We start from the raw sequence: 22719 nt of genomic DNA, 5'->3' as shown, positions 1-22719 counted from the left end.
TCATTACAAATGATAAAGAAATGAAAGTTAATATAAAACAAGAATTTGCAAAGTGGTTATTGAATCATGCACCAGATTCCTATAATTACTATTTAGGCGGATCGACTAACTCCATTGTCGAAAGATTGAATGAAATAAGTAAATTTTTTCCTGAGCATAATTTCTTTGAAGTAGACCCTTCGAACTTATCCCAACTCAAACAGGAAATAAGATTTGTGTTTAGCACAAAAGAACGTAGAAAAAAAACTGACTTTTTAGAGTACGATAAGCATCATAGTAACGGTATCCCCAAAGCTGTAATGGGTAAAAACAACTACATTAAATTTCTTGAAGAGAAATTTAATAATTTAGAAATACTTAATGAATCCATCAATGAAAAAAATATTAAATCAGATAGAAAAGACATTTTTGAAGCTTTAAAAAAGAAGATGGAAGATGCTGGTTTCCATTTTGAAGCTGAACAAAAACCACATGGACAAAACAGAAAGGAAACAGAATTAAAATTCTCTCACCCTAAATTAAATAGCAAATTTAAAAAAGATGGTTATGAATCTACAGCAACCAAGTATTACATAAAACCTCTATCTGATGAACCAGATTGTGAAATAGGTTTAGTGACTGGTAAAACATTGGCAGAAATCATTGAAAGTTTATTTCCTGAGCCAAACTCAATCGATAGTCACAATAATGCCCCAGCGTGGACCAATAAAGACAATGATAATACCTTAGATCAATTATTAAAGTCAATTAAAAACTACCTTAAAACATCAAAGAATCTAATGGAACACTCATTAAACACAATTCTTTTCGGCCCTCCAGGAACTGGGAAAACCTTCAAACTACAATCTGAATACTTTAAAAGATTCACTCAATATTCTGCTTCAACCTCCAGGGAAAATTATTTAAAAGAAGAGGTGGAGCCACTGGCCTGGTGGCAGGTATTATATATCGCCTTATTGGATCTAGGAAAAGTTCGAGTAAATGACATTCTTGCTCACCCCTCTGTTAAGGCAAAAGCTAAATTAAGTACCATTAATAATTTGAGAGCATCTGTATGGGGTGCATTGCAACGTCATACCACAGAAGATTGTCCAAATGTTGGCGTGGTAAGTCGTGCTGCTATAAAACCATTTTGGAAAACAGATCATTCAGAGTGGCATATACAGGAAGATGAAAATCTGGAATTATTTCCTGAAGCCAAACAGATACTAGAAACCTATAAGAATTATGATGAAACCAATAGTAAGGAAATAGAAAATTACAGTTTCGTAACTTTTCATCAGTCATTTACTTATGAGGATTTCGTAGAAGGCATCAAGCCTGTATTAGATGATGAAACTGATGATATAAAATACGAGATTAGTAATGGTATATTCAAAAAACTAGCGCTGAAAGCCCAGGATGATCCAGATAATGATTATGCCATTTTTATAGATGAAATTAACCGGGGTAATGTCGCCTCCATCTTTGGAGAGTTAATTACACTCATTGAGAAGGACAAACGCCAGGGAGCAGAAAATGAACTTTCTGTAATCTTACCCTACTCAAAAACCAAATTTTCAGTTCCTCAGAACCTGCACATTATAGGCACCATGAATACCGCTGATAGAAGTGTTGAAGCTTTGGACACAGCACTAAGAAGAAGATTTAGTTTTATTGAAATGCAGCCAAAACCTGAAATCATTTTAAGCCATGGCAAAGCAGATGTAGGCATGCTGGATGGGATTGAACTTCCATTTCTGTTAGAGACCATTAACACAAGAATAGAAAAACTCCTGGATAAAGACCATAAAATTGGGCATTCCTATTTTTTGAGCGTCAAATCTGTAGAGGATCTTGGTAAAGTATTTCGAGATAATGTTATCCCTCTCCTGGAGGAGTATTTCTTTGGAGATTATGGAAAGATAGGTCTGGTCTTGGGAAATTCTTTTATTCGGAAAACTGAAGATAATGAAGCCACTTTTGCTGATTTCGATGGTTATGATGAATCCATAGTATCAGATTTGAATCAGCGTGAAGTCTACGAAATAAAACCAATGGATACCTGGGACTTTAAGAGCATTTACCTGTAGTGGACATTAGAAATAAGCACATACGCGTTTTCGAATACGAAAAAATAACCCTTCATAAAGACGATAAGGGAAGGTATTTATTGCCTGCTGAATTAAGCAAACTCTATGATTTCAATGATCGCAACGGCAACAAATTCTTCACCGGAATAAGAGATGGCGTAAAGTTCCAAAATTATGTAGGTGTCATACAAATCGGTGGTTTGACGATTGAGATCCTACCCAAAGCAGATCAGAAAAAAACTCCGCATAAAGAAGAATACGATCACTGGCATAAAGTCCTACTGGATATGCTAAGAATCTGCAGGCGGATACAGATCTCTTCAGTATCCGAAGCAAGCCTGAAGCGCAGGTACAATTCTATACTGGACCTTTATTTTGAAACTTACCTGGATGAATTAGAACACCTAATCCATACAGGCTTAATCAAAAAGTACAGAAAGCAGTCGGGCAACCTTAATGCGCTCAAAGGACGAATTGAGTTTTCCAAAAACATACAAAAAAACCTGATCCACAAAGAACGCTTTTACACCCATCACCAGGTGTATGATTATGACCACTTGATTAATCAAATTCTTCTGGAAGGCTTGAATGTATTAAGCACCATATCTTCCAATCCTATATTGAAAGATCGTATCTCCAGGATCACATCACTATTTCCTGAAGTTAAGAAACTAAAAGTCCAGTCAACGCATTTTAGAAAGCTAAAAGAAACACGTAAAACGGTGCCCTATGCTAAGGCCATTCAAATTGCAAGAATGATACTCCTGAATTATTCACCTGATATTATCAGAGGGCAAGAAAACATGCTGACGCTATTATTCGATATGAATAAATTATGGGAAGAGTATATCTATCGTATGCTTGTCAGGGTTAAAACGGACGACCTCACGGTAAGTTTTCAAAATAGCCAAGCCTTTTGGGAGCAACGAACCATAAGGCCAGACTTGGTCATTACTAAAAAAGGAAGTTCTGAAACGTTTATCATTGACACCAAATGGAAAGTCCTGGACACCCATAATCCAAAACCCTCGGATGATGACTTGAAGCAGATGTATGCTTATAACTTTTACTGGAACGCCAAAAGGAGCATGCTCCTCTACCCCAACTCGAGCACAATAGAAGAACATTTTGGTACGTTTTGGAAAGGCAGGGAAAATCCCCAGGATAATCAATGTAAAGTGGGGTTTGTTAACATCCTAAACGCTCAGGGCCACTTGAATTTTGGAATTGGACAGGAAATTCTTGATAAGATGATTGAATGATTAAGTGGAGAAACTATAAAGGAGATTAATACCTCATTCTAGCTCCTTATGCGTTTAGGTTAGATGACAGGAGTTTAATTGTCTTTTCCTGAAATTGGTTAACTGAATAAAAGCTCTTGAAAATAAGTTATTAGAGATGCGGCTTAATAGTTCTGATCTCATCACAGATAAGCAATTTAAGGAGGTTTTATAGATTGGAGTTATAAATTGATATTAATCAGTTTATATTAATTAAAAACGTGTAGATTTATATTTATATAAAAGGTTGTTAAAAATTATGTATGAACTATATAGAATAATTGAAATAAATGGGCCAGGCGTTTTAATTATATTGGCCATTTTACTATTTGGAAAAAAAATGATTGAATATTTTTTCTCAAAGACAATTGAATTAAAAAAGACCGAATTAAATCAAAAATTAGAAAATTATAAAACCAAACTAGAACAACAAAATAGAGATTTTCAGCATGATCTTGATTTAAAACTTAATGAGTTCAATATTCAGTTTTCCAAATTACATCAGGATAGAGCTGAAGTGATTAGGCAACTTTATCATAAAATTATAGAATTACAATCAGCAATGACTGTTTTTACAAGAAAAGTACATCCAATTATTAAAAGTGCTGAAAAGGAAAAAAAGGAAAGATTAGACAGAGTTAACAAAGCTATTCATAATTTTGTGAATTATTATATGCCTAATAAAATTTACTTTGACAAAGATCTTGCAAAAAAACTAGATAATTTATCAAATGAATACAGGACTAAAGGTTGGGATTTTGCTCAAATGAGTAGTCACCTTAGTGAATATAAAATGGCAAAAGGTTCCTATGATATCTACCAAAAAAAATTAGATAAGATTTCTGATATAGTAATTAAAGAGTTTCCGAAAATTATAGAAGAATTAGAAGATGAATTTAGAACTATATTAGGAGTAAAATAACTGAGGAAAAAATTGAATATAGCTATTTAAGATTTTCGGCTGAAATCTGAGTTTTCGGTTTTTCTGGAATTAAAAACATAAATTGAAAAAAAAATATTATTTTTCATTAATTTAGTAAATATACGAAACCGTTATACTTCATCAAAACAGATATAATGAACAGGGCTTTTCTTTCACACAGTAGTCAACAAAAGGAACTAATCAAAAAGATTGCATCCAATCTTGGTAAATCAAATTGTGTCTTTGATGAATACGAGTTTGAGTCAGGTATGCCATTATTTGAAGAGATATTAGCTAGCTTAGAAAAAACAGAATTATTTGTTTTGTTTATTTCTGATGACTCATTGAACTCCAAGTGGGTTCAAAAAGAAATTACTTTAGCTCGCAGAAACTTAGAGATTGACGAGAACAAAAGAATATTTCCGATTCTCATTGATAAATCAATTGATGTAGTCCAGGATTCAAGAATCCCCGATTGGCTCAAAGACTACTTAATGAAACCATATCAAGATCATTTTATTATAACCAAAAAAATTCGTCAAAGACTTAGAGAGATTAGCTTTGACCAAAATCCTCTATTCAAAGCAAAAGAGAATCTTTTTGTCGGAAGGAATAGTCTTTTTGAAGATTTCGAAGCCAAAATTTTTTCTTTAAATGATGTAAAGCCAAATTCAATAATCGTGTCAGGTTTAGAAGGAATAGGAAGAAGAACATTTCTAAAAAACGCTTTAAAAAGAACCAATAAAATAAAGGAATTTTATACTCCTATTATTTTGAGCCTTGATTCTAAAGACAGTATAGAAGATTTCATCATAAAACTTCAAGATTTTGATGATGAGACATCTAGTGAGTTTTTGGCTGAGCTGCAAAAACTGTCATTTTCTGAGAAAATTCAAGAAGCTAAAAATCTATTAAACAAAGTACAAGAATCGAATGAAATTATTTTTGTTATTGACTCTGGTTGCATCGTAAAACCTACCAGCAAAGTCGCTGAATGGTATTTAGAAATTATAAAGACTCAAAAACACAAAGAAATATTTACTCTAAATATCGTTTCCAGATTTCGTCCATCCAATGGATTGTTGCGATTGAGAAAGGATATAATTCATTTTCATGTTACAACTCTTTCCGAAAAGGATACTGAAAAATTATTCGTTAAGTATTGTGATATGTTAAAACTAGACCTAGTGAATAGTGATGCAAAAGCTATTCTTGAAGTAATGAATGGTACACCTTCTCAGGTACAATATTCTGTTGAATATATTAAAGAATATGGAATCAAGGATGCTGCCAAGAACATCAACGAACTAGTTGATTTTGGTGAAACGCAAGTATATTATTTAATTGACATGGTCAAGTCAAAAGGAGAAAATTCAAGTTCACTTCTTACTTTGCTTTCAAGTTTTGAGTTTGTTAGTTATGAGTTTATTTACTCTATTACTGAAAATTCTTCTGAAACCGAAAAGTTACTAGACGATTTCTACATCCTGGGAATATTTGATCTTGTAGGTGCTAATAAAGAGTATATAAAAGTGCACTACTCTATTAGGGATTATTTAAGGCGATCAAAGGAAAAAATCAGTAGTGAATATTCTAAAAAGTTACGTCAGAGTATAAAAAACTTTATTACTCATGAAAATGAACACTCAGATTTTAAAGATATCTCTGAACTTCTTTTTAATATAAAGGGTGCAATTCTTGAAGGACACAAACTTCCTGAAAAATACTATATACCATCATTTGTTCTTAAAACAATAGTTGAGCTATATTATCAAGGCAATTACAAAAACGTTATATCACTTATCGATAAAATTCTTGAAAATCCGAGTAGACTTGAAGATAGTTTAGAAAGAGAATTTAGATACTGGCTTTGTCTAACACTCGCAAGAAATAGAAGTTCACGATTCGAAATTGAGATTGACCATTTGGATGGATCAGATTACGACTTTCTTTATGGATTCTTCCTACGCTTTAAGGGGCAGTTCGATGGTGCTATGACTTTTTTAAAAAGAGCACTCAAAAAACATTCAAACTCTCAAAAATCAAAAAGGGAGTTGGTCAATATATTGTTGTTGAGACAAGATTATAAGATGGCCATTGATCTTGCAAAACAAAACTATGAACAGCAAAAACTGAATGCTTTTCACATTCAAGCGTATTTTATTTGCCTCATTCGAAAACCTTATCTGTCAAAGGATGATAAAGCTGTAATAGAAGATTTATTTAAAAGTATTGAGAAAAGCTATGACTCGAAAGCTAAAGAAATTGCATCAGTCATGAAAGGGGAATACGAATATTACGTGAAAAAAAACATACCTGATGCAATTGCGATACTAAGAACTTGTATAAAAACTAACAGTAGTAAGCATTATCCAAGAAAAGCACTTGAAGAACTCTACAATAATACAGGCATGACTGCAGCTAAGAATGAATTATCTGATAAATATGGATTAGTTAATAAATCATTTACAGACTAATAATACAAAGCACAAAATTTGTATTCATCTTACAAAATAAAATTTATTAAATGCCCTTTCTTTTAAGGAAGTCTACACATTATAAATAGTAAAAAGGCATCAATGAGTTAAAATATAATATAGTTTTAACACTGCCTCGCCTATTTCCATGTTTTCTTTCATTTCATCTTCATCTTCTCCAAGTAGTGGATATTCATTATAATTGCTCTCATCGCATTCCTCAATCAATGAAAAAGTAATGCTAAAGGCTGAATTTTTAACTGGCTCAAAATTCTAAGTATTTTCAAATGGGAGAAAAAACTTTGCATTATTCATTCCATTCGATCTCTCCCATTGATATTTTTCAGCCTAGACTTTGTACTCATGTAAATCATCATCTATGATTCATAATTGCTAAAAAGGAAAAAAACCAGGGTATTTATAAATAATGTCAATTAGTTTAATTTCTAAAATAGTCATTTATATTTTAGTTAAAGCATACCCAAAAATTAATCACCCTCTAACACTGTTTACTTTGACATTCAACATTGTTTTATTATCTGACCATAGTATATTGAAATAAACGTGAAAAGCATCTTTTATTCTTTCAGGCTGGACTGGTTCAGATGCTTATAGAGATATAAACTATCTTTATTGAAATCACCTTCAACAAATTTAAATGACTCTTCTATAAGGTTAAAATCATCATCAACATACAGTCTAACATAACCCTCTTTATCTTTATTGGATATATATTTTTTGATTATTCTCGAACGGTTATTGTTCATAAATTCTAGTTGCTTATGTTCTCTGTCAGTCATTTTATTTCTTTTAAATCTTGTATTTTAAATTATATAAAATCAAAAATCAAAATATCATTTATGAATAAAAATCAAAAATGTAATTTTTGATTTTTTTGGATAAAAAATACCTTTTTGTACCTCAGGAGGTACAAGAAAATCAAAAAAAATGACGGATTTCAAATTTTAATATTTATATAGTATTGATTTATAAATACTTATAAAAGGTACAAATCAAATGAGATGAAAAATAAGGGGTCATTTTAGCCAAATACTAATTTTTGTGCGTTCGCAGGCCCCGTCATTGCTGGAATGTTAATTTCTTCACGGAAAGTGGTAAAAATCTGTATCTTTTTGTACCTCCATATCCCGAAACCCTATATATACTGGCAAACCAACTTCTTGTATCGGAAAAGTAAAAAAAACAGAAAATCTTGGTTAATTTCACTTGAGGCAAGAATCACTAAGAATTTGCTCTAATCTCCTTATATTTTTCCCAGTCAAATGTTTTAAGAAATTCTAATGCTTTTTTAGCTCCCAAAAGAAATAAATCCTGCTGCCGCTTTTCGCTCATTCCAAAATTTAACCAGTTATATTTCTCGTCTGCATCAATCCTACATATAAGTTTTTTGTAATCTGGATTTTTTAGAATAAAATCATAATCATGAATTTGCCTCATAGTACTAATCATAGCGCCGCAGTATCCAAAGGCCTTGTCGGTTGTAGAGTACGATTTTCTATAAGTGCTTAACCTTGCCCCAAAAGTAGGTCTCGAAGGTTTTCCGCCGGAAACATGAAAGGTATTTATAGGAAAGTTAGATAACATTCCGCCGTCTACAAATTTTACAGAATCGGGTATGGGTCCACTGTAACTCAGAAAGGTTTTCCAACTTTCAACTTCTTTATTCCCGGCATTTGGAATGTTTTTTACAGTATACGGATAGAAGAAGAAAGGTATGGACATGGACGCCCTAACAAATTTTGCAGGGTGAATATTATCTGATTCGTTCCAATAGAGCTTACGCATCTCAGGGAATTCCACTTTGCTGTGAGTTGTGATTTCTGAAGTAATTACTGCAAAACCCGGTTTTTTAAACTCATACTCCTTATTATTTAGGTGTTTTAATTTGGGAAGTTGGGATCTGCGTTCATCAAGATCTGATAAGCTATTAATACCCGCATCTTTTAAAGTTTTAGTCAACCACTCTTCAAAATGATTCCCGGGATTAACTCCAAGTTTATACTTTATTAGTTTAAAGATTTTGCGGACATTCCATACCACATTCCAGAATACGCTACCTCGGTTCTCTATTTTTTTCTGAACTAGTTTTTTTATTGCTGAAGGGCCATCAACAAAATCAAAAAAATTTTTCTCACCTATTATTTCTATTATTTTTTCTGAAGTAGGTTCTCCTGGATTCACTAATCCAGCCATCAAGAGGGTGTTTATTGAACCGGCGGAGGTTCCGGCCAAACTGTAAAACCGTATTCCTGCCTTTTCCATGATGTAGGTGTATCCCACAAGTGCAATTCCTAATACACCTCCTCCTTCTTGAACCAGATCTACATATTGGTTTCCTTTATCATCAACAATATCTGAATAACGTATATTTTTTTCCTTTAAAGAAATAGCTTCTTGCACAAGATTTTGAACTTCTTTGTTATCTAAAAATCTGTTTTTACTCATTTCAAATAATTTTGCTTAAGAAAGATACGACTACTTTGCTAAATTCTCTATAATTCTACAATCCTCTTCTTTAGTTCGAAAAATGAATAAACGATTCAAGGATGTAAATTTTTTAGTTCCTGTATTTTCATTAGGTAAAAAATTTAGATATGTATCTTTTATTCTGTTAATTTAGTAAATGTTTCGAATAACTGGCTTTTGTTAATAGTTAAATTAGAAGTAAGTTTGAAGAAACACATTAATAATTGGATATTAAATATTTTACAATCATTAAAAATTAGGTTTTATGAAAAATTTATTAGCTATAGCCAGTGCCGAGATGGGAGTAAAGGAAGTTTCAGGTTCCGGGGCTAATGAGAAAATAATTCAATATGCTAAAGATTGTAATTTTATTGATTATACTTCAGACGAAACAGCCTGGTGCAGTTTATTTATTAATTGGGTGGCCCACAAGGCCAGGGTGAAAAGGTCTCATAGTTTGGCTGCCAGGTCGTGGCTGCTTACCGGCGTGCCAACTGATCATCCCGAGCCTGGTGATATCGTTATTTTTTGGCGGGAAAGCTTAGACTCTTGGAAAGGCCATGTAGGGATATTTATGGGTTTTTCTCAGGATGGTCACCGTATTTATTGCCTTGGTGGTAATCAGGGAAATCAGGTTTCTGTAACCGCTTACCCTTCAAGTCAATTGCTAGGTTTTAGAAGACCTGTCCCCACTACAAAAGTAGGTTTTGCCAAAAAGATAATAAAGAAAGGTGATACCGGGAAAGACGTTATCGAGCTTCAAGATGCTTTAAAGCTATTAGGCTTTAATTGTGGTACTTCTGATGGAAAATTTGGGCCCATGACGGAGGGAGCTCTTAAAGAGTTTCAAGCAACGAATTTTGAAGTGGCTATAACGGGAATTTTTGACATGGCCACCAGAGAATTTATGATCTCAAAGTTGAATTCAAATTAAGATCATTTCCGATTAAAAAATCATGTATTTATGGAGACAATAGAACAGGTTTTAGAAAGCCTGGATGTTATCATATTTGAAACTAAACAAGAGAACAGTGCTCTTGGTTATTTCGCTGTTCTATACAGGCGGGTTACCTGGAAAGTAAAAAAGGGTATTGATACCGGATATTTTGAAGATGGCAGGAGGATGGAAAGACTTGATGTTGTCTTTGCAGGGAGATACATTGATGCTTATAATAACTATAAAAAAGATCTTCCTGTGTCTAAGTCGTGGAAAAAAGCTTTTGATCAGGCTTCTAGTTTCTGGCCCATTACTTTCCAACACTTGCTTCTTGGAATGAATGCCCATATCAATTTCGATCTGGGAATCGCTGCTGCCAACATTTCTGAAGGAAGAAACATTGAGGTTTTAAGAAGTGATTTTTACAGAATTAACCAGATCCTTGCAGATCTTGTAGGAGAGGTGCAGCATAATCTAGGAACAATTTGGCCACCTTTACGCTATATATTAAAACAAGCTGGGCAGCTTGATAATCTTATGACTGATTTTAGCATGCAATTGGCCCGGGACGGTGCCTGGCGATTTGCCCAAACTCTCCATACACCTGGAGGCAAATTATTGGAGGATTGCAAAAAGGAAAGAGATTTAGCTGTTGCTGAGGTTGCAGATATCATTACAAAACACAAATTAAGCATAAGATTACTACTGGCTGTAATAAGGCTAGGGGAAACTGGTACTGTGAAGAGTAAAATAGAAAAATTAGAGGCTATACCTAATTAATGCCGCTCCAAATGCTTCAAAGATTACTTGTATTTCACCCCTGGAGTTAAGTTTTTATCGTGTTAAAATAAAGGATTATAAAAGTTATTTCCCTATTGCCTGCATTTTCTAATTTTAAGGAATTGACATTTTACCGGCTGTCGAATTAAAAACTGGAGTTGCAAATTTTAAAGTTTTTGGACAACTTTCAATGTATTTAGGTTTATTAATGGACAAATTCCCAGACAAACAAAAAATAGCAGACTGCATTGTCACTGGAGAAAATGACCAAACTCTGAAATGTGCGACAAAGCATCAAATCTGATAACTATAAAACTTATGGAATGAGATTAGAATTACAAGACGAGTGGAAAACTACTACGCATGACAATACATAAAATTGCTTTGTTTTTGGTTTCAAAAAAAAATGTGATTTTCACTTTTAATAGTAAAGGTCACGCTTACAAGATAGCGCATCTTTGAGCGTAGCTTATTACATACAAAAATATTAAAAACACTCTTCTCATAAAATGATTTTGCCTTTATGCTATAATTTAAAAAACTACCCCCCCTATTCTACCCATTGAAAAAAAACCATGATAAATATATCTTTTTTGATTTTCATTACATTGACTATCAAAAACCTATAAATTATGGAATCGACTTACAAGAGACTTATCGATGTGACTCTGGAAAGCTTAACTACATACCGTATGCTTCTTAAACGCTTAAGTTATATGACAGAGCCTTAATTTAAGCGTTTAAAGCACATAGTCTTTGTATATCACTATATGATAGATCAAGAAATCAATAGGTCTGGTAGGCTTTTTTTATGGGCAGCACCTGAAAGCATCAGGACTCAACCATTTGTAGACTGAATCTGATAATTATAAATTCTGCAGGTCTAACTACCGACAATCCAATTTCTATATTCATCTGGCCCTCCACGATATCCTGGGCTGTCATGGATTCCCCCAGATCAACTTTCACGAAAAAAGCCTGCTCAGGTTTGGCTCCGGCTAGGGCTCCATCCCTCCACAAGCCACTTAAATAGTCCTCAATCAATGCCCGAACCCTAGCCCAGGTGCCTGCATCATTTGGTTCAAACATGAAAGGAGCGCAGGCTTTCTTTACAGATTCTTCCACCATAGTAACAAAACGCCTCACAGGCACATATCTCCATTCATTATCATTACCCGCAAGCGTTCTAGCTCCCCAGACCAACACACCTTTCTCCGGAAAAGACCTGATAACATTAATCGATTTTCCGCTATGATGAACATTGAGATTTGCCTGTTCATCATTACTTATTTCTTTTGTTAAACCTAAGATCCCATTGATGCTGACATTTGCGGGGGCTTTCCAAACTCCCCTACTGCTATCAACCATAGCATAAAGTCCCGCAATAGCTCCGGAAGGGGGCAATGTACCCAGCTTCTTTTTTATCGCTGTCGCGATTTGTGCAATGACACCTGTTCCCTGATACAACATCACTTGTAAAGCTATTCTGGTTTCCTCATCTGAAGCTTCAGAGTAAGTATTCAGAAGGTCAGTTTCAGCAGAAGTAAAACAAAGCTCCAGCAGCGAAAGGGATTCTCCGGCGGAATTATATATAGAATTTTCAAAAGAAGACAGTTTGGGATCCTTATGAAAAGAGCTTACCAAAAAAGGAGAATAAACAGCAGCAAATTTTAAATTTGAAGTACCAATCCTGTATCTTAAATTCTTAACCGCAAGGTCATAGGCTCCTGAAATGTTCTCTTTGAGATCAAATATACAAAATCGGTCCTGCAGTTCCGCACATTGCTGAAGTGCCATCTGCTGAAGATGATAAAAAGCGGGATCATCGTTCCCATCTGTTACTACGTTCACTGCATCCGGAAAAAGAATAAGACTAGGTTCATCATAGGTTTCCAGGGCTTTAAGCCCGTTACGTAAACCTAAATTGTAAGGATCTGCTTCATCCCCATAAGAAGGTGCCGTGCCATAAAAACCTACCGAAACTATAAAGCAATCCCTTCCCTCGTTGTTAAAAAAAAGGCGCAGGCTATCATACATAAGATAATGTTCGGTGTTGGAAATATTTATCTCTTTTACTCCCCTGGCAGGGGCATCGCCAAGAATAACAGTAATATTTTCTATGCTGCTTCTTCCTCCGAAGTAGCTCTCATATTCAAGAATGGAAGATATTCTCGTAGGTTTGAGCAAGAGGGATAACCCATCAGCTTCAGCTTTTTGAGTGTAACCTACAAAAGCGGGAACGGCAGTTTCTACTGATGGTATTGTGTGAGGGAGATTCGAAGTTTTTGCCATTGATATCAAGTTTGGTTTCAGGAAGTTATAAATAAAATAGAAATCATATATTTTTTAGTAATCTTGTTTTAATAGCTTCCAGAAAAAAATCAACCAACACTATCTTATCAACCAGCCAATTTTAAAATATCAGGTAGTCGATATGTTTGTCTGATTTTCACTACATTGACTATCAAAAACTTATAAATAATGAAATTAACTTATAAAAGACTTATCGACGTGACTTTAGATGAGCTTAAGCATGAGCTGGTAAAAGAGATCAAAAAAGAGTTTAAAGCAGATTTTACCAGAGAACTAAGAGCGTTATTAAAAGATTTAAAATACAACGAACCGACAAGATGGGTTTCCAGAGCCAACCTTAATTCCAGCGAAAAAAATGGCCTACATAAGAAACAACTATTTAGAAACATTCCAAAGAAATAGTTAGTCTTACTTTACTGACCAACAATGTAAAACAAGATAGAAAATGAAACCACAGGCTTTAAATGTATTCGCTGTTATCCTTATGCCACCCTTACTGATGTCGTGTTGTGATGAAACCACTTATTTTCTTAGCATTACAGACCTAGAATCCAGAGTTTTAGTATCTGAGGGTTCCACTACGATAGAGTATGACGGACAAAATACCATTGATAAAGAGGACTTTATCATTGAAGTGGACGTCATTAGTATTGAAAACATAGCGCTAAACGAGGAAAACAATATTCAAAACGATAGGCCTGAGTTTATCTATGCCGCCGTAGTGCCCTGTGAAGATCAAATACTTATAAATACAAATAAAATTGAAACCATAAAGGTTGAACTCATCGATGTTGATAATAATAATGAACGCCTTGATGTCACCAGCCAGATGCAAATTGTAGGCGCTCAGCAACCGATTTCAGAATTTATATCAGAAACTAATGGAAACATTGGTGGGTTCCAGATTGAATTTTCAGATACGACCGGAATACCCAATACTATAGACTATGAAATTGAGGCAACCCTGGATGATGGAAGCACAATTAATACCAGAGGTGGTGTGGTCAGGTTTAATTAAAAGCTGGTAAAATCCCTGGTCAGAACGGTCAAAAATAATATCTGTTTTCATGATCAAAACCGATAGATTTTAAGTTTTGTACCTCCTGAGGTACAAGAAAACAAAAAAATGATAGATTTAAAATTTTAATATTTATATAGTTTTGATTTACAGTTGATTACAAAAGTTACGAATCAAATGGAGTGAAAAATGAGGGACGATTTTGAGTCAATACCAGTTTCTGTGCGCTCACAGGCCGAGTCATTGCTGGAATGTTAATTTCTTCACGGAAAGTGGTAAATGTATCCTGGCTTTTGGCTGTTAGCCGTTGGCCGTTTGCTCTTTTCTAATGGCTTGAAACCATATACTGAATACTGGATACTGAATACTGAATACTGGCTTTTGGCCGTTGGCCGCTTGCTCTTTTCTTATGATTTGCAACTGAATATTAAATACTGAATACCGAATTAAGAAGATAGCAAAGTAATTTTGCTCATACTAAATTATTATTTTGTTTTGCAAAATAAAATTACATAAAACAAAATCTAATAGTATATTTGTAACCAATTAAAGACTAAATGCGTATTGTAACTTATAAACGGATTAAAGAGTTTTCAGCTAAACATGCCGATGCTGAAACTGCTTTAAATTTTTGGTACCATACGGTTACAGCTAAAGAGTGGAAAAACCTAAGTGACATAAAACAAAGCTTTAATAGCGTTGATTATGTAGGAAACCACCGCTATGTGTTTAATATAAAAGGTAATGATTATCGGCTTGTTGCTATAATTTCCTTTAATGCACAAAAGGTTTACATTCGATTCATTGGTACGCATAAGGATTATGATAAGATAAAAGACATAAAAAATAGTTGATATGATACAGACAGAAAAAGAGTATAAAGCTTTACTCAATCGTATTGAAACACTTTTGGAAAACCCGGATAATATTGAAAATACCGAAGCCACGGATTATATAGAATTAAACGTGTTGTCCAATTTAGTTGCAGATTATGAGGAGCGTACTTATCCCCTAGCCAAACCTAAGCTTGTTGAAGTTATAAAGTTGCGTATGGCTGAAATGGGATTAAACCAAAAACGACTTTCAGAATTATTAGGGGTTAGCACTTCCCGAGTTAGCGAATATTTAAATGGCAAAAGTGAGCCCACCTTAAAAGTGGCCAGAGAAATTAGTTTAAAAATGGGCATCGACGCCTCTATTGTATTAGGGGTATAATGAAAAATGAGTGAGACTTAGACTAAAACTTCATTATCCTAAGTATCACTAAAGTCAAAAAAATGAACACTTATGATTGGATAACTCGGTTCGTTTTGTGCCAGTGATTTCGGTCGGACTATGCCAGTGATTTCGGTTTGATTTGTACCATTTTTTTATCCTGTCCCAGACCCTAAATATTCAAACAAGACTTGCAATCGGACAGGCTTAAACCCGGTTTATGCATTTGAAAGTTTTCAAATGCATAAACGAATAAGAAAACTCTACCATTAAGGTGATTTGATAAAATCACCTTAATGGTGTTTTTCAATCTCGGGTCCCGATTCTATTATAATTCAATAATTGAATTAAAAAATAGATCGAGGACTCTCGAATAACTACAAATTAAAATTACGATAATTTAATTTGTGTTATTCGGAGGTTAACCCTTACTAATGCCTTAATTCGGCTCATTCAGAGCCTCTTAAAGCATAAGTCGGGTTAAACATTAAAAGCCAGCTGTTCCATCGGCTATTATAAATACGGCCTGAATGCTTCAATGGAGAGAATATAATGCAGGTCACTACCTCAAAAATTTAGAATTGAAATAACCATTGCTATGCCCCGGAGTATTTGAATACATCTATTTACCTCTTACGCGCTCAAGTTAGAGGACAAAGCCTAAATTACACCATAAAACACAGCACCAAGGTCTATCATATCATGATAGACCTAGAGATCCACTCCTCAGTCAGTTGCCTCAACACGAAGACACGAAGCATGGGTCATTTGGACAAAAATCCTCGTGCAGGTTCGTGACTCCGTAGAAAAAAACGGCTGGATGATATATGCCGACGGGTTTGATTGTGCGATCTAAAAACAGCTTAGTTATAGGTTTTCTTTAAAGCCTCAGCGGTTCGGTCCTGGTACGGCGGTGCAGGCGTCATCCGGGTGGGATTGGCTTCCAGTCTGTTCAGCACTTCACGAACCACCCGCTCCAGCTGGGGATCCCGTTCCTGCATCATCAGGTTGGGATCGTCCCAGACCGGAATATCGGGCCGGACCCCTTCGCCTTCCCAGAACCAGTGTCCGTCGTTATCATACAGACGTGCTCCGGGAACCGTTATACCGCCACCATCAATCAGGGAGTGCCCTGTAGCCGGTCCCACGAGGATACCCAGCGTACGTTCACCAACGATGGGCCCGGCTTCCAACTCCTGAAAGGCCCAGGGAAGACCGTCACCGCCTGAACCGGCCCAGCCGTTAATCAGCATGCCCATGGGGCCGGTATTGGTTTTAACCGGCTGGGTGTGGTCGCGTCCGTGGCGCCAGTGCAGGTTATAGACGACGGGCCTGGTGAGCAGCTCCAAGAAGCGGTCGGCCAGCTGACCCCCGCCATTGAAGCGCTCATCAATAATAAAACCCTGCTTGTCGAGCTGACCATAATACATGCGAACCAGCTCCCGCTGCCCCTGCCCTGCCGTGTTGGACATATAGACATAGCCGAGTTTTCCGTCCGATAGCTCATCGACCTTCCTGCGGTTGTTTTCTATCCATTCGAGATAGCGGAGCTTCGCTTCTTCCCCCTGGGTAAGAGTGGTCACGACCACTTCGGAAGCCTTCTCCCGATTGCCGTCACTGCTTATCCTGAGGGATACGGTTTTGCCATTCAATCCTTCAAAGGCCGCATAGGGATCCTTTTCAGGGTCCAGGGTTTTTCCGTTTACGGCGTGGATATAATCGCCTTCACTCACCTCCACACCGGGGCGGTCAAAGGGCGAGCGAACCTGTGTATCCCAGGAAGCCGGTTTGACGATGCGGGCGATGCGATACATCCCGTCCTCCAGGGAAAAATCTATACCCAGATAGCCGGTTGAAAGCCTATCCACAGCTTCCGTATCGCCGCCACGGGTGTAGGTATGACCAGCACTGAGCTCGCTCTGCATATTCGACTGCAGAAAGGTGAGGTCCTGCCGTGTGCGGGCGTCCGCGATCAGTGCGCCGTAGCGCTCACGCATCTCGTCCCAGTCTACCTCGTGCATATTGGGATCGTAGAAAAAGTCACGGTATCTCCGCCAGGTGTCCTGGAAAATCTGGTTCCACTCCTCGCGAACGACCAGCTGCATGCTTAGACCGGCTGTGGAGATAGGCTCTTCAATACTCTGCTTCGGTTTTGGCTGAAGGATACCAAATTTTTTGCCGGCCGATACCAGAATGGATTTTCCATCGGCAGACTGTACCGCCTGTTCCACACCCTCCAGGATACTCATCTCTTCCTGCTTTTCAAAATCATAGGCCTGTAACACAGGGACGCCGCCTCGGCTTCCGGAGTTTGGATAACGCCTATAGGCAAGCAGACCGTCAAAGCTCATCAGCCCCCTGATATTGCCTGCTTCAACCGGAAGCACAGTAATGCGGGATTCAAAGCCATCGAGCTGAATCTCGGTAAGGGTATCAGAGTCGGACTTTTCTTTTGAGGACTCCTCACCTTTTTTATCTGTTTTTTGATCTGACGATGCGATCTCAACCTTGTCGTTTTTGACCGGAAGCAGGGAGGGAATGGTATCGCTAAGGCTCACGCTCACAAGCCGGGTGGAGTTTGGGTACACCCAGGTGTTATCCAGATCGGAATACACCGGATCCAGCTCGCGGTTGGTTGTGTAAATCAGATACCGGCCATCATTCGTGAATACCGGATTCGAGTCATTGTAGTAACCGCTGCTGGCCTGGTACAGCTCCTCCTTTTTGGTGTCATAAAGCATCACCGCAAACTGAGCGTTTTCCATCCCCCGCGTAAAGGTCAGCCAGCGGGAGTCGGATGACCAGGCCAGGGGATAGTCGCCACGCCCGCCGTGACCGACGTTCCAGTGCGTGTTTCCGGCTTCCGTAAGGGCGCCGTTTTCGACCTCAAGCGTATAAATGGTATTGGTCTCATCGATAAAGGCCAACTGTTTGGAGTCCGGTGACCAGTAGAGTGTGTATCCATAGCCTTTATCCCGGTCTGTAAGCTGTCTCAGCTCCCCCGCGCCGCTCATGTTTCGCAGGTAGATGTTGTACTCCCCGTTCCTGTCACTCCAAAAGGCCACATGCTGTCCGTCCGGGGACCAGGCGGGATGACGGTCGAAGGCACCGCTTGACTGCGTCATGTTTTCAGAATATCCGTCGGAAACGGGCACATTGAACAGCTCGCCGCGGGCCTCAAAGACCACGCGTTTGCTCCCGGGGGCTGCGGTCATGTTGGAAATGCTTTTACTTACATCTTCCCGTCGGGGAATTTCAAGGGCCAGGTCGCTGACTACGTCCACGTCAACCTGGCTAATTTCCCGGGATTCGAGATCCATCAGATAGAGTCCGCCGCCCATTTCAAACACGAGATCATCAGGGCCGGCAGAAAGAAAAGAAATATCAAATTCAGCATAGGTCGTGACCTGGGTCGTCTCTCCTGTGCGGGTATCATGCGCCCAGAGGTTCAGGCGAAACTCGGGTCCCTGGTCAGACAGGAAATAGATGGTATCCCCGGCCCAGGCGGGCTTCCCGTCGTTGTACTCATTGTCCGTAATCTTGACCACGGTTTCATCCTCTACATCATAAAGTAAAATGTCCGACGCCAGTCCGCCCTTGTAGCGCTTGAAGGGATAGTTTTCCGTTATTTTTGTGATGTAGGCCAGCTGACTCCCATCGGGAGAGTAGCTGGCGAGTTCGCCGTAGGGAAGCGGAAGCGGTTGTGGCAGGCCACCGTTTCTATCTACGAGAAAAAGCTGATTGGCGGATCGCTGTCCTATGAGCCGTCGTGAAGCCAACAGCAAGTGCTCTCCATCAGGATGCCAGTCCACAAGCCGGTCGGAGAAGGAGGCGTAAGTCACACGTTCAGGAAGGCCGCCGGTTACCGGAACGACATAGATATCTTCATTTCCGTTGTAATAGGCGGAATAGGCAATATGCCCGCCATCGGGTGAAAATTTGGGGAAGGACTCCACCCCCTGAGAACGCGTCAGCTGATTGGCTGTACCACCGGTTTTATCCACCAGCCAGATATCCCCTCCGTAGACAAAGGCGATATGGGATTCTGAAACATCAAAGTCGCGCATGAGTTTGGCGTTGATCTGGGCCATACCCTGATGAGCCCCCAGTGCGAAAACGAAAAGTAGGAGTAGCTTTTTCATAAGGAAGAAGGTTTAAGGTTTATAAAAGTGTTAATTAGTATCTAAAATAATGATTTTAAATAATATATGCGTTAATCTTTTCTTGTTACTCCATCTCTTGAAACTCTATCTATACTGGCAAACCAACTTTCTGCATTGTAAACCTTACTCCTTCCCCATACTTCAACTGAGCCTGGGAATTAATTCTAAACCTAGTGTTGTGGTTAAGGTCTCTTGTCATTGAATTTTTTAAAAACAGCTGGAGAGGAATGGATCCTGTTGGCCTTCAAATCCAAGAAGCCTTTGGCTTAAGATGATATAGCTTATAACCCCATTCTTAAGCTCTCATTTATCAATGTACCTGAGAATCGCCTTATTTTCTCTAGAGGTCATTAGAAAAAGTACTTGAGGATAGTATCAAATAATGTACATTATTTACTATTTTAAAGTACATTAAATTAAATCGGCCACAAGTGGACATGAGTTTTTCACAGGTGAATGTCGGTTTATCCACAGCTCATTTTTCCTTTTACAACTTTAGAATATATAATGCTTAATTTATCAGGGATAGCGGATTTTATGAGAACAATACATTTATAAATAGAACGAAAGAATAATGAGTCGTAATAAAGAAAAGCTCATAAAAAAGTAATGTAGAAAATATAGTGTAGATCAATATGTCTAAAATCTAGAATTGAACTTGAGTGACTACTAGTATGATCAGGAGAATTTTGCATTTTTTCAATTATTCAAAGAAATTTAAGACTCAAAAAACTCCGCTGCTTCATGTTTGCTTCTTATGCAATTAGGTTAGATGACAGGAGGTTTATTTATAGGCTTAAAGATCATGAAAAGCCTTGCTTATTTAAAAACTGTCAAACATATGGACTTTTATAAGTCCATTGAAGATCAGCTTTTGTCAAAAGCAGCTATCCAAATTAAATCATTTCACATAGACATAAAAATCGATTAAACAGTTTTAAATTTCTAAGAAAGAGTATGTTAGAGATGAGGGTTAATAACTCTAATCTCATCACTGATGAGTGGCTGAATGAGGTTTTGTTAAAACAATGTTATTAAAATAAATTTATTTTATGAATGCCTGATATATATGTCTAGGTTCAACATTTAATAACCAGTGGCAGCAATTGAAACAGTGTTATGGTATTATTAATATATTTGGTGAATGTTTTTTTGAACTATTAATGATGTCTTAAAAAAATTATTTTATATGAAGTCTCTTAAGTTTGAATATAGAATAACTATTCTTTACACATTAATAGGTGGTCTTTGGATACTTTTCTCTGATAATATTCTTCATTTACTGGTTAATAACAGGGCCAAACTGAGTGATTTTCAAACCTACAAAGGGTGGTTTTATGTGATTATTACTGCAATTCTCTTATTCTTTTTCATCAGAAGGCAACTTAACAAACATCGGAGTTTAGAAATAGCATTACAAGAACATCAAAATCATCTTGAGGAGACAGTTAAGGAACGTACAAAGGAATTAGAATTGAATATCAAACGTCTTAAAGATACTCAAGCTCATCTAGTTCAAACAGAAAAAATGGCATCACTTGGTATTTTAACAGCAGGTGTTGCTCATGAAATTAATAATCCATTGAATTACATCATGGGCTCTTATGTTGGTTTACACCGTCATTATGAAGAAAATTCATTTTCAGATCACCCTGAGCAAGTTGGAAAATTAATTGAAGCTATGAAGATTGGTGTTGACCGTTCCTCTTCTATCGTTAAGGGTTTAAGCCAGTTCAGTCGTAAAAGCGATTCTTATGACGAAGATTGTAATGTGCATGAGATAGTTGAAAATTCACTTATTATGATGAGTAGTCAGATAAAATGTCAAATTTCTATTGAAAAAGATTACAGCAATTCTGATATGGTCATTAAAGGGAATGTAGGGAATTTACATCAGGTATTTATAAATATATTAAATAATGCTGTTCAGGCCATTGAATCAGTCGGGACAATTATTGTAAAAACAAGAGAAAAAGAATCTGAGGTAGTCATAACAATTGAAGATACTGGTACAGGTATTCCAAAAGAGAATCTTAAAAGGCTTACGGACCCGTTCTTTTCGACCAAAGCCCCCGGGAAAGGCACAGGCCTGGGATTATCGATTACCTTCAACATCATAAAAGAGCACAAAGGGAGACTTGAATTTGAATCAGAAGTAGGAAAAGGAACAACAGTAAGAATAGTATTACCGAAAATAAATAGGCCATGAGTGAGAAAATCAAGATCATATATATTGATGACGAAAAAATAAATGTCATGCTTTTTCAAATTAATTTTTCCGTTAATTATGAGGTCTATACAGGGTATAGTGGATATGAAGGGCTGAACCTACTAGAAAAACATTCTGACACAAAAGCCGTAATTAGTGATTTGAGTATGCCTGAAATGAGCGGAATAGAATTTATTATGGAAGCGAAAAAAAAGTATCCCGAAAAAAAATTTTATATTTTAACAGGATTTGAAGTAACGGATGAAATCGAAAATGCAATAAAGTCTGGATTAATTCAAGGATATTTCCGCAAACCCTTTTGTATGCAAGAGATTGAGAAAGAAATTAATAAACTGTCATAAAGAATGACTTGTACACTATATAGCATAGTGCAAGGAAGTTTCAGGAGTTTTTGAGTGTTTATGTCTCGCAAAACCCGATGTAGACTGATAGAAAATTGTCCCTAATTCCTCCTGTGTGTGACCATTCACCGTTACTGTTTAAAACCTGAGAGCTAAGATGAACTCATCAGGTTGTCAAAGTTTCAGGTTGAAGCATTAAATCTATTCTTCTTTTACGGTGAAAAACGACTGATGATTTTGAGTGAATTACTATTTTTCACTCTCAGCTCCTTAAATATTGTAATGTTTTTTTCGTCAAGGTATTTTGTCATTTTATAATTCCATCTCTTGAAACTCTATCTATACTGGCAAACCAACTTTCTGCATTGTAAACCCTGCTCCTCCCCATACTTCAAATGAGCCTGGGAATCAATCCTAAACCTGGTGTTTTGGTTGAGGTCGCGTGTCATTGGATTTTTACAGGCTGGATATCGGTGACTTTACA

The 22719-nt window shown here is 37.0% G+C and carries 16 protein-coding genes; 12 read left to right on the top strand and 4 right to left on the bottom strand.

Going from position 1 to position 22719, the window contains the following annotated elements:
* Positions 1 to 20: 20 nt before the first annotated feature.
* The 4 genes from BLP81_RS08940 to BLP81_RS08925 all read left to right on the top strand — a co-directional run bounded on the left by BLP81_RS08940 (position 21) and on the right by BLP81_RS08925 (position 6751).
* Positions 21 to 2072, top strand: a complete 2052-nt coding sequence (locus BLP81_RS08940; RefSeq protein WP_093368122.1) for an McrB family protein — start codon at positions 21 to 23, stop codon at positions 2070 to 2072.
* On the top strand, positions 2072 to 3334 hold the full coding sequence (locus BLP81_RS08935; RefSeq protein ID WP_093368121.1) for an McrC family protein: 1263 nt from the start codon (positions 2072 to 2074) through the stop codon (positions 3332 to 3334). The genes BLP81_RS08940 and BLP81_RS08935 overlap by 1 nt, the downstream gene beginning before the upstream one ends.
* A 277-nt stretch (positions 3335 to 3611) precedes the next feature.
* On the top strand, positions 3612 to 4274 hold the full coding sequence (locus BLP81_RS08930) for a hypothetical protein (RefSeq protein WP_093368120.1): 663 nt from the start codon (positions 3612 to 3614) through the stop codon (positions 4272 to 4274).
* 155 nt (positions 4275 to 4429) lie between these two features.
* Positions 4430 to 6751 (top strand): toll/interleukin-1 receptor domain-containing protein, encoded by a 2322-nt coding sequence (locus BLP81_RS08925; protein ID WP_093368119.1) that lies wholly within the window; start codon positions 4430 to 4432, stop codon positions 6749 to 6751.
* Between the two features lie 578 nt (positions 6752 to 7329).
* Here the strand turns inward: BLP81_RS08925 and BLP81_RS08920 are convergent.
* Both BLP81_RS08920 and BLP81_RS08915 read right to left on the bottom strand, forming a co-directional pair.
* Positions 7330 to 7551 carry a hypothetical protein gene (locus BLP81_RS08920; RefSeq protein WP_093368118.1) on the bottom strand — a complete coding sequence of 74 codons (222 nt, stop codon included), beginning with the start codon at positions 7549 to 7551 and terminating at the stop codon, positions 7330 to 7332.
* 442 nt (positions 7552 to 7993) lie between these two features.
* Complete coding sequence (locus tag BLP81_RS08915; RefSeq protein ID WP_093368117.1) at positions 7994 to 9217, bottom strand: patatin-like phospholipase family protein; 1224 nt, start codon at positions 9215 to 9217, stop codon at positions 7994 to 7996.
* A 286-nt stretch (positions 9218 to 9503) separates the two neighbouring features.
* Between BLP81_RS08915 and BLP81_RS08910 the strand changes: the two genes are divergently transcribed.
* Together BLP81_RS08910 and BLP81_RS08905 are read left to right on the top strand one after the other, a co-directional pair.
* On the top strand, positions 9504 to 10172 hold the full coding sequence (locus BLP81_RS08910) for a C40 family peptidase (protein WP_093368116.1): 669 nt from the start codon (positions 9504 to 9506) through the stop codon (positions 10170 to 10172).
* A 30-nt stretch (positions 10173 to 10202) separates the two neighbouring features.
* The gene (locus BLP81_RS08905; RefSeq protein ID WP_093368115.1) at positions 10203 to 10955 is read left to right on the top strand and encodes a DUF5995 family protein; all 753 of its coding nucleotides are present in this window, start codon (positions 10203 to 10205) and stop codon (positions 10953 to 10955) included.
* An 831-nt stretch (positions 10956 to 11786) separates the two neighbouring features.
* Here the strand turns inward: BLP81_RS08905 and BLP81_RS08900 are convergent.
* On the bottom strand, positions 11787 to 13247 hold the full coding sequence (locus BLP81_RS08900; RefSeq protein ID WP_093368114.1) for a phage tail sheath family protein: 1461 nt from the start codon (positions 13245 to 13247) through the stop codon (positions 11787 to 11789).
* Between the two features lie 189 nt (positions 13248 to 13436).
* Here BLP81_RS08900 and BLP81_RS08895 point away from each other — a divergent pair, with 189 nt between their 5' ends.
* The 4 genes from BLP81_RS08895 (at position 13437) to BLP81_RS08880 (ending at position 15501) form a co-directional block, all read left to right on the top strand.
* Positions 13437 to 13670 (top strand): hypothetical protein, encoded by a 234-nt coding sequence (locus tag BLP81_RS08895; RefSeq protein WP_093368113.1) that lies wholly within the window; start codon positions 13437 to 13439, stop codon positions 13668 to 13670.
* A gap of 43 nt (positions 13671 to 13713) precedes the next feature.
* Positions 13714 to 14286, top strand: coding sequence for a hypothetical protein (locus tag BLP81_RS08890; protein ID WP_093368112.1), 573 nt, complete (start codon positions 13714 to 13716; stop codon positions 14284 to 14286).
* A gap of 557 nt (positions 14287 to 14843) precedes the next feature.
* Positions 14844 to 15140: a type II toxin-antitoxin system HigB family toxin gene (locus BLP81_RS08885; protein WP_093368111.1), complete on the top strand. Its 297-nt coding sequence runs from the start codon at positions 14844 to 14846 to the stop codon at positions 15138 to 15140.
* A 1-nt stretch (position 15141) separates the two neighbouring features.
* Positions 15142 to 15501, top strand: a complete 360-nt coding sequence (locus tag BLP81_RS08880; RefSeq protein ID WP_093368110.1) for a helix-turn-helix domain-containing protein — start codon at positions 15142 to 15144, stop codon at positions 15499 to 15501.
* An 863-nt stretch (positions 15502 to 16364) separates the two neighbouring features.
* Here BLP81_RS08880 and BLP81_RS08875 read toward each other — a convergent pair.
* Positions 16365 to 19643, bottom strand: a complete 3279-nt coding sequence (locus BLP81_RS08875) for a S41 family peptidase (protein ID WP_093368109.1) — start codon at positions 19641 to 19643, stop codon at positions 16365 to 16367.
* Between the two features lie 1210 nt (positions 19644 to 20853).
* Here BLP81_RS08875 and BLP81_RS08870 point away from each other — a divergent pair.
* Both BLP81_RS08870 and BLP81_RS08865 read left to right on the top strand, forming a co-directional pair.
* Positions 20854 to 21873 carry a sensor histidine kinase gene (locus BLP81_RS08870; RefSeq protein ID WP_093368108.1) on the top strand — a complete coding sequence of 340 codons (1020 nt, stop codon included), beginning with the start codon at positions 20854 to 20856 and terminating at the stop codon, positions 21871 to 21873.
* The gene (locus BLP81_RS08865; RefSeq protein WP_093368107.1) at positions 21870 to 22235 is read left to right on the top strand and encodes a response regulator; all 366 of its coding nucleotides are present in this window, start codon (positions 21870 to 21872) and stop codon (positions 22233 to 22235) included. The genes BLP81_RS08870 and BLP81_RS08865 overlap by 4 nt, the downstream gene beginning before the upstream one ends.
* Positions 22236 to 22719 lie beyond the last annotated feature (484 nt).

The organism is Psychroflexus sediminis, from assembly GCF_900099815.1.
Classification (GTDB): domain Bacteria; phylum Bacteroidota; class Bacteroidia; order Flavobacteriales; family Flavobacteriaceae; genus Psychroflexus; species Psychroflexus sediminis.
Note: the sequence above shows the minus strand (reverse complement) of the source record. Positions and strands in the feature narration are given on the sequence as shown.

Excerpts from the sequence above, each read along its gene's own strand:
- BLP81_RS08940 (WP_093368122.1), top strand. The coding sequence starts at position 21 with ATGAAAGTTAATATAAAACAAGAATTTGCAAAGTGGTTATTGAATCAT.
- BLP81_RS08930 (WP_093368120.1), top strand. The coding sequence starts at position 3,612 with ATGTATGAACTATATAGAATAATTGAAATAAATGGGCCAGGCGTTTTA.
- BLP81_RS08925 (WP_093368119.1), top strand. The coding sequence starts at position 4,430 with ATGAACAGGGCTTTTCTTTCACACAGTAGTCAACAAAAGGAACTAATC.
- BLP81_RS08920 (WP_093368118.1), bottom strand. The coding sequence starts at position 7,551 with ATGACTGACAGAGAACATAAGCAACTAGAATTTATGAACAATAACCGT.
- BLP81_RS08915 (WP_093368117.1), bottom strand. The coding sequence starts at position 9,217 with ATGAGTAAAAACAGATTTTTAGATAACAAAGAAGTTCAAAATCTTGTG.
- BLP81_RS08910 (WP_093368116.1), top strand. The coding sequence starts at position 9,504 with ATGAAAAATTTATTAGCTATAGCCAGTGCCGAGATGGGAGTAAAGGAA.
- BLP81_RS08905 (WP_093368115.1), top strand. The coding sequence starts at position 10,203 with ATGGAGACAATAGAACAGGTTTTAGAAAGCCTGGATGTTATCATATTT.
- BLP81_RS08900 (WP_093368114.1), bottom strand. The coding sequence starts at position 13,247 with ATGGCAAAAACTTCGAATCTCCCTCACACAATACCATCAGTAGAAACT.
- BLP81_RS08895 (WP_093368113.1), top strand. The coding sequence starts at position 13,437 with ATGAAATTAACTTATAAAAGACTTATCGACGTGACTTTAGATGAGCTT.
- BLP81_RS08890 (WP_093368112.1), top strand. The coding sequence starts at position 13,714 with ATGAAACCACAGGCTTTAAATGTATTCGCTGTTATCCTTATGCCACCC.
- BLP81_RS08885 (WP_093368111.1), top strand. The coding sequence starts at position 14,844 with ATGCGTATTGTAACTTATAAACGGATTAAAGAGTTTTCAGCTAAACAT.
- BLP81_RS08880 (WP_093368110.1), top strand. The coding sequence starts at position 15,142 with ATGATACAGACAGAAAAAGAGTATAAAGCTTTACTCAATCGTATTGAA.
- BLP81_RS08875 (WP_093368109.1), bottom strand. The coding sequence starts at position 19,643 with ATGAAAAAGCTACTCCTACTTTTCGTTTTCGCACTGGGGGCTCATCAG.
- BLP81_RS08870 (WP_093368108.1), top strand. The coding sequence starts at position 20,854 with ATGAAGTCTCTTAAGTTTGAATATAGAATAACTATTCTTTACACATTA.
- BLP81_RS08865 (WP_093368107.1), top strand. The coding sequence starts at position 21,870 with ATGAGTGAGAAAATCAAGATCATATATATTGATGACGAAAAAATAAAT.